A 12,428-nucleotide genomic window follows, 5' to 3' on the forward strand; every position below is an offset into this window, starting at 1 on the left:
CGAATTTGTTTATTGCAGAATGGCAAGACTAACAGGATTGCGATTCTGAAATACACCTAGAATGATACGAATTTGTTTATTGCGGAATGGCAAGACTAGAAGGATTGCCTAGCCTACTCACCCTTCTCCAACCTATCACGTTCTTCGCGTTCTTTGGTACGTTGGTTGGTGCTTAATCCTGTATTACCAAATTTGTAAGTAAACCCTAATTTTACATACCTATTGTCTTGATTTAAGTTTCGTGAATTATCTTGATTTAAATAGCGACTTGTAATGGTGTAGTTTTGCGTATTAAATAAATCAGAAAACGTTAAAGCCAAAGAACCTCTATTATTTAAAATGGTTTTTTTAATGACTAAATCTGAAAACAGCAGAGATTCTATAGTCTGGAATCCTTGTTGGTTTTTACTAACATAAACCAACGAAAAATTAGCTGACAGACTGTTGTCTTCTAAAAATGTTAAGGAATTACTCAATACGGAATAGTTGGACCATCTGTCCATTTCTAGCGCTTCGTTATTAATAGTTATTTCTTCCCGCATATTATAAAATGAGGTTACAGCATACACGTTCCAACGATCTGTAATATCAAAAATACCTACAAAATCAAAACCATATTCTCTGGTTCCTGCCAAGTTGGTAGGTGTATAAATCAATAAGTTATTTACGTTATCTTGAAGTGGTAATTCCATGGAATTTGCATCAATATCTTTATAATAGGCTTCTACAAAAAAACTGTCGTTTAAAGAAGCGCCTATTACAAAATGATCGGTAATGGCTGGTTGTAAATTAGGATTTCCAGTGACTATGGTATTGTCGTTTAGAAAAAACTTAAACGGATTTAAAGATTGAAAATCTGGCCTTGAAATACTACGGTTGTAATTGGAGTACACACTTATTTTTTCAGAAGCTTGGTAGCTAATATTGGCGGTTGGAAACCATTCAAAATAATCTTGAGACATCGTGTTATTAGTCACAATAGATTTTCCTTCGGTATCTGTTTGTTCCACACGTAAACCAAAACTTAGACTCAACTTGTCCCAGCTTTTATCAAAACTAGCATAGGCTGCTAGTACGCTTTCATTGTATTCAAACGCATTAGTATTGGTAACATCAGAAACAAAACTAGAGCCTTGAAGGTTTAATTGGTTTAATTGGCTATCCGTATTTACAAAAGATGCTTTGGCACCAACATCAAGTGATGTTGTTTCATTTATTGGTAAACTATAATCCCCTTGAACGGTATTTATCAAGGTATTCTGATCGGATGTGGTGTTAAATAAATTCCGATAATCAAAATTGTTATTTACATCTTTATAGAGACTTTGAACACGTTGATCACGATGGTAATCATAGGCTGTAAAATGTGTATTTAAGGATAAACTACTACCATTATCAAACTCCAAATCATAATCTAAATCGAATCCGAAGTTATACTTATCATCATCGGAATCATTTTCAGTGTCAAAATTATAAAGACGATTATAAGCGAGATCCAACACATCTGTATGTCCTTTCGTGATGTATTCAAATTCTGGTAAATACAGTAGATTAGCAGAAAAGCTTATGGTATTTTTTTCGTTTATAAAATAATCGAAATTCGTATTTACAGTGTGTGTTTGAGACCATGTTGTTCGGTCCACATCGGAATACCAGCGCTGGTAAACACCTGTATTATCTCTAAAATTAACGCGCTCATCACTTGCACGTGCAATTTTAGAATCCGTATAACTATAGCTTGCAAAGACGTTTATTTTATCGGTTTTATAAAAATTAGAAATTCCAGCATTGTATCTCGCATACGTACCTTGAGTATAGTTTGCAAAAGCAGTTCCATTATAACCCGTTGCTAAACTTTTAGTCATAACAATATTTAAAACCACACCCGATTCGGCATCATATTTTGCTGATGGATTGGTAATAACTTCAATGGATTTAATAGAATTTGCTGGTGTACCTTCTAATAACTGCAACAATTCAGCATCTGTTAAGTGTATTTTTCGATCGTTAATATAAACAGTAGGTTTCGCATTTCGGACGGTTAAGCTATTATCTAGAATTAAAACGCTAGGCGTACTTTTTAAAACGTCTTTCATATTACCTTCACTTAAAGCGGTATTGGCAACACTAAAAACCAAACGATCTACTTCTTTTTTAAGCGTTGGTTTTTTGGCCAAAATAGAAACTTCATTAAGAGCTTCAGCAGCTTCTTCCAAGGTAATATTTTGAATAACTAAATCCGTATTTATGACTTGAATTGGCAGCAAAACGTCCTTAAAACCTACAAAACTTATTTTAAGTGTATAGGCTTCGGCTGACACATTTTTAATAATAAATGAACCATCATCTAAAGACGTCGTGCCTTTTACTGCGGTAGAATCCTGACTAGAAAGCAATAAAATATTAGCATAAGCTATTGGCTGCTTTTGAAGATCGATTAATTTACCAGAAACCGAAAAATTTTGTGAAAAAGCAGACACTGAAACAAATAGACTAAAACCAATAAGAACTAAAATGGACTTCGTATTCATCAAAAAAAAATTTGGATTCGCAATATAAAGATTGTTTTTTACTAAAAATTACGGTTTTCCCGTAAATAATATATTAAGATTGTTTGTTATATATATTTAATGCATAATAAAACAATTATATTTGCCAATTAGTTACCATGCTAGACAACAGGTTATGAAGAACATTAGAAATTTTTGCATTATTGCACATATTGATCACGGAAAAAGCACCTTAGCAGATCGTTTATTGGATGCTACTGGTTCCGTAACAGCACGCGAACAACAAGCACAACTTTTAGATAGTATGGATTTAGAACGCGAACGTGGTATTACCATCAAGTCGCACGCCATACAAATGGATTATGAATATGAAGGAGAAAAATACGTCTTGAATCTTATTGATACACCAGGACACGTAGATTTCTCATATGAAGTTTCACGTTCTATTGCGGCCTGTGAAGGTGCCTTGTTAATTGTTGATGCTGCACAAAGTATTCAAGCACAAACCATTTCTAATTTATATTTAGCTTTAGAGAATGATTTAGAGATTATTCCTATTTTAAATAAAGTAGATTTACCAAGTGCCAATCCGGAAGAAGTAACTGACGATATTGTTGACCTTCTTGGTTGCGATCCGAGTGACGTGATTCATGCCAGCGGAAAAACAGGTTTTGGTATTGAAAATATTTTAGAAGCTATTATAAAACGTGTTCCAGCGCCAAAAGGCGATGTTAATGCACCACTACAAGCTTTGATTTTCGATTCCGTATACAACACATTTAGAGGAATTGAAACCTATTTTAGAGTATTTAATGGTGAAATTAAAAAGGGTCAAAAAATTAAATTTGTTGCAACAGGAAAAGAATATTTTGCGGATGAAGTGGGTACTTTAAAATTAAATCAAGTTCCAAAACAAAGTGTAAAAGCTGGAGATGTTGGTTATTTAATTACCGGAATAAAAACCGCCAAAGAAGTAAAAGTTGGTGATACTATTACAGATTTTGCCAATCCTACAACCAATATTGTTGAAGGGTTTGAAGATGTAAAACCAATGGTTTTTGCAGGTATTTATCCTGTTGATACGGAAGATTATGAAGAGTTAAGAAACTCCATGGAAAAACTGCAGCTTAATGATGCCTCTTTGGTATTTCAACCAGAAAGTTCAGCAGCCTTAGGTTTTGGTTTCCGTTGTGGATTTTTAGGCATGTTACACATGGAAATTATCCAAGAACGTTTAGAGCGTGAGTTTGACATGACGGTTATTACAACGGTTCCTAACGTTTCGTACAACGCATTTACTAATAAAGAGCCCAATGTGCCTTTTGTGGTTAATAATCCTAGTGATTTACCAGAACCAACAACTGTAAACCGTGTTGAGGAGCCTTTTATAAAAGCAACCATTATTACCAAAGCAGATTTTGTAGGTAACGTTATGAGTTTGTGTATTGAGAAACGTGGAATGATTATTAACCAAACATATTTAACGCCAGAGCGTGTTGAATTAACGTTTGAAATGCCTTTAGCCGAAATTGTTTTCGATTTCTACGATCGTTTAAAAACAGTTTCTAAAGGATATGCCTCTTTTGATTATTCGCCAATTGGTATGAAAGTCTCCAAATTAGTACGACTAGATGTGTTATTAAATGCCCAACCAGTTGATGCGCTCTCTGCCTTAATCCATGCGGATAATGCACACCATATTGGAAAGAAAATGTGTGAAAAGTTGAAAGAATTAATTCCTCGTCAGCAATTTGATATTCCTATACAAGCCGCTATTGGTGCCAAAATTATTGCGCGTGAAACCGTAAAAGCTCTTCGTAAAGATGTAACGGCAAAATGTTATGGCGGCGATATTTCTAGAAAACGTAAGTTATTAGAAAAGCAAAAGAAAGGTAAAAAACGTATGAGACAAGTTGGTAATGTAGAAATTCCACAACAAGCGTTTATGGCTGTTTTAAAACTGAACGATTAACCATATTTTAGTAAGGAAAACTATATTGAAACTAAAAAAGACACACCATAAGGTGCGTCTTTTTTTTTGAAAATTATACAGATTTGTGGAGTCCTACCTTCACCTTTTAGCAAGCATTCTGTAAGATTCAAAACTTTTAACCTTCTTCTTGATTAACCTTTGCTTTACCGTTCAATTTCTCAACATCAATAGGTTTCCCAAGGTAAACAAGTTCCCATTTCGGTTTAATATCTTCTAATTTCAAGTTTTCAGAACCTATTATTATCAGTTGATTATTTAAATCTTTTAAAAACAACGGAATAATCTCTTCGTCCGCATTGGTTATTTTTAACAATTCCTCATAATGTTCTCTTCCCTCTAAAGGAATTTCCAAAATAGATGGATATTTATTAGTAACTGAAACTAACGTGCTATAATCTGTGGTATGAGAAAATAAACCTTCACCAGGTACAACATCTGTTTCTAGAGTTTCTGTAGAAGTTAAAAGCCTAAAAGAGCCATTTTCTCCATATAGCTTACTAAATTTATTAATAGCATATTTATTAATATCGGAACTGCCTGTTAACGCCATTAAATATCCCATGGCATTTAGTTCAATATTATCCATTAATTTATCAGAATAAATATTGGTGTTTATTGCTTCAAGCCCTAATTCTTTAGCCTTTGCAATATTGTTTTGATTACTATCAATAAGCACAACATGACGGCCACGAGACTCCAAATAATGCCCAAGCAATCTAGACACTTTAGAAGCACCAACTATTAAAACACCTTCTGATTTATTTAAAAATACACCAACCATTTGAGCAAACATTCTTGCGGTTGTTGCGTTTAATAAAACGGTCCCTAAAACAATCATAAACACCAAAGGTGTTATGTATTCAGCGCCTGGAACACCATCGCTTGCTAATTTTAGTCCAAATAAAGACGCAATACCTGCGGCAACAATACCGCGTGGTCCTACCCAACTAATAAAAAGTTTTTCGTTGAGTTTTAAATTTGATCCATGCGAACTAATAAACACGCCAATTGGCCTTAAAACAAAGACAACAATAGCAAAAAGAAGAACCGTATTCCAGTTGAAAATTAACAGCAATTCCTGGTAATTAATATTAGCAGCCAATAGAATAAATAATATAGAAATTAACAAGATACTTAAAGATTCCTTAAAGTATAAAAGCTCTTTTAAGTATGGTGAATTAGAGTTACCTAAAACCATTCCCATAACAACTACGGCTAATAGTCCAGATTCATGTGCAAAAATATCAGCTAATATAAAAACGCCTAAAACAGCAGCTAGCGCGAAAACATTCATTAAATAATGTGGTATCCACTTTTTATTCATTATAATATTAAGCGCATGTGCAAAAGTAAATCCAAAAGTAAATCCAAATAATACAATTTTACCAAACTCAATAAATGCTGTTTTGGTGTACTCACCACCTGCATCCACACTAATAAATTCGAAAACCAAAACGGCAACCAGAGCACCAATAGGATCAATTAAAATACCTTCCCATTTTAGAACCGCGGAAACATCTTTTTTAAGTGGAATATTTCTTAAGATTGGAGTAATAACGGTTGGTCCTGTAACTATAATTAACGCTGAAAATAGGAATGAAATCTCCCAACTTAAATAGAATATATAATGAGCCGCCACAGCTGCACCAAAAAATGTAACAATGGAACCAATGGTAATTAATTTTGTAATGGCCGGCGCTACGTTTTTAATTTCACCCATCCGCAGGGTTAAACCACCTTCAAAAAGAATAATACTAATAGCAAGGGATACAAAGTAAAATAAACTTTCGCCCGGAAATAGACCTTCTTCACCATTCCATCGTGGTTCAATCCATTTGGTACCATCTTCGGATAAAAATTCGGCAGCAATTGGCCCAACTAATAAACCAATTAAAATTAAAGGTAAAATAGCTGGGATTTTTAATTTCCAAGCTACCCATTGTGCTAAAATTCCTAAAATGATAATTCCGCCTAATTCTAACATATAGTATTTTGTTTTTCTAATTCAAGGTTTAAAGGTCGTATTTAGCATAAAACCTAACATAAAAACAATTAAAAATTATAATATTAAACTTAAAACAATTTAATTGTTTATTTAAAAAAGCCACACCATCACAGCGCTTCTATTTTAAATTTGATGGTAAAATAAGGTTTTTTATTCAACGTGAATAAATTTTTTAGGAATAGAATTTTATAAAACTGACAAAAAGGACACTTTAAAATGGGAAGAAATAGGGAATTATAAACGATGCTGCTATCCAAATTATAATGTTTAAGGGTGTTCCTACTTTTAAAAAATCATTGAATTTATAATTTCCAGGTGCATAAACCATGGTGTTTGTGGGATAACTCATGGGTGTCATAAATGTTAAAGAACAGGCAAACATAACAGCAACCAAAAAGGGCCGTTCACTAACCTCCATGAGGGCTGCCAAACTAATTACTACAGGTGTGATTAATGCCGCTGTAGCTTTGCTTGAAATTAAATTGGTGGAAATAAATGAAACTAAAAACAAAAGACTTAGGGTAATATGTGCATCGTATTGACCCAATGTTTTCTCTATAAAATCAGCAATTAATGTGGCACCTCCTGTTTTTTCTAAAGCTGTTCCCATGGATAAGACACCAGCCATCATAAAAATAACCTTCCACTCTACGGCTTGATAAGCTTCTTTAGGTTTTAAAATACCCGTTAAAACCATTAATAAAGCACCTATCATAGCACTTATTAATATAGTAGTAATATTTAACGATGCCGCTAAAACCACACCTACTCCTATTAAAACCGCCGGAATGGCTTTTTTATAATTGGTTTTTTTCTTTTCATATTCAGAAAGTGTAACCACCAATTTTTGATTTTCTAAATTTTGAAGTTCCGCCTTGCTTCCCAGAACCAATAACATATCGCCTTCTTTTAAATGAATGGACGTTAGTTTATCTAATAATACATCACCACGTTGCCTGATAGCTAAAACCGCCATGTTGTACGTTCTATTAAATCGCATGGATTTTAAAGTCCCTTCCGCTAATGGTGATCCAACCGGGATAATAACCTCATAAATATTATAAGCTTCAGACGAATCTTCTGCCGTTTTAATTCGCTGGCTGCCTTCAACTTGGTATCCCTTAATATCTAACAACCTGTTAATTGTTTGAGGCGGAAGCATCACCTTCAAAATATCGCCTTGTTTGATGGTGGTTTCCGGGTTTAAATCGTATAACAAATAGCCATCCCTTAATATAGAAAGAACGGATATTTTATAATCATTTGTAAGAGCGGATTCGGAAATTAGTTTATTAATATCGCTACAATCTTCCGCTACCATTAATTCTGTAATATACTCCTTGGCTTCAAGCGTTAACGCATCGGGTTTTTTATTTTTAGGAAGTAATAAAGGACTAATTAAAAAAATATACAGAAAACCAACAACCAATAAACATAGGGCAGCTTGACTAAACTCGAACATACCAAATGGCTCCAACCCATATTGTTTGGCATAGCTACTTACTAATATATTTGTTGAGGTACCAATAAGCGTACACGTACCACCAAAAAGTGCTGCAAAGGAAATAGGCATGAGTAATCTTCCTGGACTAATTCCAGTTTCCCGACATACGGTTAATGCTATGGGTAACATTAATGCTACGACAGCCGTATCATTTATAAACGCAGAAAATAAAGCCGTTATAACGCAAAAAACAACCAATGCTACAACGTAATGAATTTTGGCTAGTTTAATAATTTTATAACTCAACCCATCCAAAATACCGGAATGAAAAACACCGCCACTTACAACAAAAATACATCCCAAAGTTATCGTTGCTGGATGATTAAAACCTGAAAAGCCTTCTTCAGGATTTAAAACACCAGCCACAATAAATAATGCCATAATTAAAATAGAGGTGGTATCAATAGAAAAATAATCCTTTACAAAAAGAAAGACACCAATAATTATTATGGCAAACGTAATCATGAGATCCATACTCATAAGGCAACGTATTAAGTATTTTTACATAAAATTAATCATCATTCTGAGATTCAGACATGTAATATAAGCGTTTCAGGCTCTTTTTTAATAATACAAAACGATAGACACCAATAATTAAAAATAGCGCACTAAATACCAGTGAAAGTAAAGCTAAATATTGAAAATCTGGAAAATCTTTCAATTGTAAAAAGGCAATACCACCTAATAGTAAATATAAAGACGATCGGATATAAGATAATAAGGTGCGTTCATTTGCAAGACGCGTGCGTTCTATGGCTAAATAATCTCTTAAAATCACCTCACTATCTGGTTTAAAATCACGACCAAAACGGAGTAATTTCATATTTTTAATCTTTAATGGTGATGGTGTTTTCATAATTTCCTTTTTATAAAATTAGAGTAATTTTTCACAGCAACAAATAAAACCCAAATCTTCTTTATATTTTTAAATGTTAAAAAACTTCTAATATCAGTGCATAATTTTCAGTAATATGGCATGAATTCGTAATTTGCATGCTTATGAAGTTATATCCTATAAATTCCGGTAATTTTAAACTTGATGGTGGTGCTATGTTTGGCGTGGTACCAAAATCGCTTTGGCAAAAAACCAATCCTGCAGATGCCAATAACATGATTGATATTGCTGCACGTTGTTTATTAATTGAAGACGGCAATAAACTCACGCTTATTGATACAGGAATGGGTGACAAACAAAGTGATAAATTTTTTGGCTATTACTATTTATGGGGAAATGACTCCATTGATAAATCATTAAAACAATACGGGTTTCATCGGGATGATATAACCGATGTCTTCATGACGCATTTACATTTTGACCATTGTGGTGGAAGTATTCAATGGAATAAAGACAAAACTGACTACGAACCGGCTTTTAAAAATGCACATTTTTGGAGTAATAATGACCATTGGAATTGGGCAACAAAACCCAACAATCGTGAAAAAGCATCATTTTTAAAAGAAAATATTGAACCTATTAAAAACAGTGGACAATTAAAATTTACACCAGTTCCACATGGTGATATTCAGCGGAATTCCGAATTAGGTTTCGATATTTTTTATGCCGATGGCCATACCGATAAACAAATGATTCCAATGATTCAATACAAAGGAAAAACCATTTGTTTTATGGCAGATTTGCTACCAACCGCTGGACACCTTCCACTACCCTTTGTAATGGGTTATGATACAAGACCATTACTGACATTAGATGAAAAAGAAAAATTTCTGAAAATGGCAGCAGATAATAATTATTACCTATTTTTGGAGCACGACGCACATAATGAAATTATTACAGTAAAAAACACAGAAAAAGGCGTGCGATTACAAGACGTTTTTACCTGTAATGAAATTTTTAACTAAACTTATATTTTAAACATGAAATTTATTAAATCGTTTGTATTTACAGCCTGTACTGCTGTAGTAATGACCAGTTGTGGTGGTGGTGCCGAAGTTTTATCGACACCTATTGAAAACATTGATACAGTACCGTTAAAAGTCAGTGATCTTACAGAAGCTGAAAAGCAAAATTGGGGACATTTAGACCTTGTAATAGATACCATTCCTGGTATGAGTGTAGATAAAGCCTATGCTGAAATCATTAAAAATAAAAAAGGCGAAACGGTAATTGTAGCTGTTATCGACTCTGGAATTGATATTGAGCACGAAGATTTAGCTGGTGTACTTTGGACCAACAAAAATGAAATTCCTGGAAACGGAATTGATGATGATAACAATGGATACATTGATGATATTCATGGTTGGAACTTTTTAGGCGATGCTTATGATGAACAATTGGAATTTGTAAGAATTATTGTAAAAGGCGATAAATCAAATCCACAATATGATGCTGCTTTAGCAGAATATGAAGAGAAATACCAAGAAGCCGTAGCTAACAAGGAACGTTATGACCAAATTTATCAAATGGTTAAAACATCAGACGAAACGATTTCTAAGCATTTAGGAAAAGAAGATTATACCAAAGAAGAAGTTGCTGCTATTGATACTGATAAAGCAGATGTAAAACAAGCTGCTGCCATGTTACAAAACATGTATGCTAATGGTTTAGAAAATTCAGAAGCTGCATTAAAAGCTATTAAAGGTGGTGTTGATTATTTTACGGATCAAGTAAATGTAAACTTAAATAAAGACTTAAAAGGTAGAACAACTGGTGATGATCCAGACAATTTATCAGATGTAGGTTACGGAAATGGCAACGTTATGCCTTCTGAAAAAGGTGAAAGTCATGGTACGCACGTTGCAGCTATAATTCTTGCAGAACGTAATAACGGTTTAGGTGCAAACGGTGTGGCAAACAACGTTGAACTTATGAGTTTACGCGCTGTACCAAATGGCGACGAATATGACAAAGATATTGCATTAGCAATTCGCTATGCTGTTGACAATGGGGCTAAAATTATAAACGGAAGTTTTGGAAAATATTACTCACCTCACAGTGACTGGGTTCGTGATGCTATTAAATATGCAAGTGATAATGACGTGCTTTTTATTAATGCTGCAGGAAACGAAGGTATAGATATAGATACTAAAGATGTATTTCCAAATGATGCCATTGGAACAGGTCCAGAAGTATCAAAAACCTTTATTACAGTGGGTGCTTTAGAGCCTAAATATGGTTCTGGTATGGTTGCTGGTTTTTCTAACTACGGAAAAATAAATGTAGATGTTTTTGCGCCAGGAGCTAAAGTATATTCTGCAACACCAGAAAATGAATACGATACTAAAGGTGGAACATCAATGGCTGCTCCTGCAGTTGCTGGAGTTGCTGCTTTAATTCGTTCTTACTATCCAAAATTATCTGCAGAACAAGTTAAGCAAGTGATTTTAGATTCTGGAATTGCTGTTAAAACAAAGGTTATTGTTGGTGGTGAAGCTACTGATGTTAGACCATTTGGCGATTTAACAAAATCAGGTAAAATGGTCAATGCTTACAACGCACTAATCATGGCTAGCCAGATGAAATAATTATTTTATAACAAAAAAAATCTCATCCTAAACCGATGGGATTTTTTTTACTTAAATTTTACGTATTATGAAAAAAATCATGCTTTCCGTATGCTGTTTAGGTCTTCTATTAGCTTGTGGTACAACCAGTCAAGTAGAAGCGCAAAATTCAGTAGAAAAATCCAACGACCCGTATTATTGGCAACAACATGTTGACTATAAAATGGAAATTGATATGGATGTGGAATCCTTTCAATACCAAGGTAAACAGAAATTAGTATACACCAATAATTCACCCGATGTTTTAAACCGCGTATATTATCATTTATATTTCAATGCTTTTCAACCAGGTAGTGAAATGGATATACGTTCTAGAACTATTTCAGATCCAGACAGACGTGTTGGCGATAGAATAAGTAAACTACAACCTAACGAAATTGGGTATATAAAAGTTAATTCATTAAAGCAAAATGGAACAACATTAAAACATGAAACCGTTGGTACGGTTCTAGAAGTAGATTTAGCAAAACCTATTCAACCAGGAGAATCTGTAACATTTGATATGGATTTTGATGGTCAAGTACCTGTTCAAATTCGTCGTTCTGGACGAAATAGCGCAGAAGGTGTAGCCTTATCTATGGTGCAATGGTATCCAAAATTAGCTGAATATGATTTTGAAGGCTGGCATGCCGATCCCTACATTGGACGTGAGTTTCACAGTGTTTGGGGCGATTTTGATGTTAAATTAACCATTGATAAAAATTACGTGGTTGGTAGTACAGGCTATCAGCAAGAAGACGTGAAAATAAAAGGAAATAAAAAAACCATTCATATTATAGCTCCGCAAGTTCACGATTTTATGTGGGCTGCAGATCCTGATTATATTCACGATACCATGCAAGTTCCTGATGGACCATTATTGCATTTTTACTACAAAAACACACTGGATGCCGA

7 protein-coding genes and 1 pseudogene are annotated in these 12,428 nt (G+C 33.9%); 4 read left to right on the plus strand and 4 right to left on the minus strand.

Annotated features, from left to right (window positions below):
* Positions 1 to 113: 113 nt before the first annotated feature.
* A complete protein-coding gene (locus ACN0QX_RS13985; protein ID WP_417197833.1) occupies positions 114 to 2,531 on the minus strand; it encodes a TonB-dependent receptor domain-containing protein in 2,418 nt (805 codons plus the stop codon).
* Between the two features lie 154 nt (positions 2,532 to 2,685).
* Between ACN0QX_RS13985 and lepA the strand changes: the two genes are divergently transcribed.
* Entirely contained in the window at positions 2,686 to 4,482 is a 1,797-nt protein-coding gene (gene lepA / locus ACN0QX_RS13990; protein WP_376858374.1) for a translation elongation factor 4, read from the plus strand.
* 136 nt (positions 4,483 to 4,618) lie between these two features.
* On the opposite strand, the gene ACN0QX_RS13995 is transcribed toward lepA, so the two are convergent.
* From ACN0QX_RS13995 to ACN0QX_RS14005, 3 genes are all read right to left on the minus strand, one after another.
* Positions 4,619 to 6,487 carry a cation:proton antiporter gene (locus ACN0QX_RS13995; RefSeq protein WP_376858373.1) on the minus strand — a complete coding sequence of 623 codons (1,869 nt, stop codon included), beginning with the start codon at positions 6,485 to 6,487 and terminating at the stop codon, positions 4,619 to 4,621.
* A gap of 232 nt (positions 6,488 to 6,719) precedes the next feature.
* Entirely contained in the window at positions 6,720 to 8,492 is a 1,773-nt protein-coding gene (locus ACN0QX_RS14000) for an SLC13 family permease (RefSeq protein WP_417197836.1), read from the minus strand.
* Positions 8,493 to 8,523: 31 nt separating this feature from the next.
* On the minus strand, positions 8,524 to 8,868 hold the full coding sequence (locus tag ACN0QX_RS14005) for a DUF202 domain-containing protein (RefSeq protein WP_371922393.1): 345 nt from the start codon (positions 8,866 to 8,868) through the stop codon (positions 8,524 to 8,526).
* Positions 8,869 to 9,011: 143 nt separating this feature from the next.
* On the opposite strand from ACN0QX_RS14005, the gene ACN0QX_RS14010 reads away from it, so the two are divergent.
* The 3 genes and pseudogenes from ACN0QX_RS14010 to ACN0QX_RS14020 all read left to right on the plus strand — a co-directional run.
* Positions 9,012 to 9,872 (plus strand): MBL fold metallo-hydrolase, encoded by an 861-nt coding sequence (locus ACN0QX_RS14010; RefSeq protein WP_376858371.1) that lies wholly within the window; start codon positions 9,012 to 9,014, stop codon positions 9,870 to 9,872.
* 15 nt (positions 9,873 to 9,887) lie between these two features.
* Positions 9,888 to 11,495 carry a S8 family peptidase gene (locus ACN0QX_RS14015; RefSeq protein ID WP_417197839.1) on the plus strand — a complete coding sequence of 536 codons (1,608 nt, stop codon included), beginning with the start codon at positions 9,888 to 9,890 and terminating at the stop codon, positions 11,493 to 11,495.
* Between the two features lie 67 nt (positions 11,496 to 11,562).
* A pseudogene (locus ACN0QX_RS14020) lies at positions 11,563 to 12,428 on the plus strand (M1 family peptidase); the annotation flags it as partial.

This window comes from Bizionia sp. (genome assembly GCF_048259285.1).
Taxonomy (GTDB): domain Bacteria; phylum Bacteroidota; class Bacteroidia; order Flavobacteriales; family Flavobacteriaceae; genus Algorimicrobium; species Algorimicrobium hallyeonense.

What these genes read in the sequence shown, in the direction of transcription:
- ACN0QX_RS13985 (WP_417197833.1), bottom strand. Translation starts at nt 2,531, where the DNA reads ATGAATACGAAGTCCATTTTAGTTCTTATTGGTTTTAGTCTATTTGTT.
- lepA (WP_376858374.1), top strand. Translation starts at nt 2,686, where the DNA reads ATGAAGAACATTAGAAATTTTTGCATTATTGCACATATTGATCACGGA.
- ACN0QX_RS13995 (WP_376858373.1), bottom strand. Translation starts at nt 6,487, where the DNA reads ATGTTAGAATTAGGCGGAATTATCATTTTAGGAATTTTAGCACAATGG.
- ACN0QX_RS14000 (WP_417197836.1), bottom strand. Translation starts at nt 8,492, where the DNA reads ATGAGTATGGATCTCATGATTACGTTTGCCATAATAATTATTGGTGTC.
- ACN0QX_RS14005 (WP_371922393.1), bottom strand. Translation starts at nt 8,868, where the DNA reads ATGAAAACACCATCACCATTAAAGATTAAAAATATGAAATTACTCCGT.
- ACN0QX_RS14010 (WP_376858371.1), top strand. Translation starts at nt 9,012, where the DNA reads ATGAAGTTATATCCTATAAATTCCGGTAATTTTAAACTTGATGGTGGT.
- ACN0QX_RS14015 (WP_417197839.1), top strand. Translation starts at nt 9,888, where the DNA reads ATGAAATTTATTAAATCGTTTGTATTTACAGCCTGTACTGCTGTAGTA.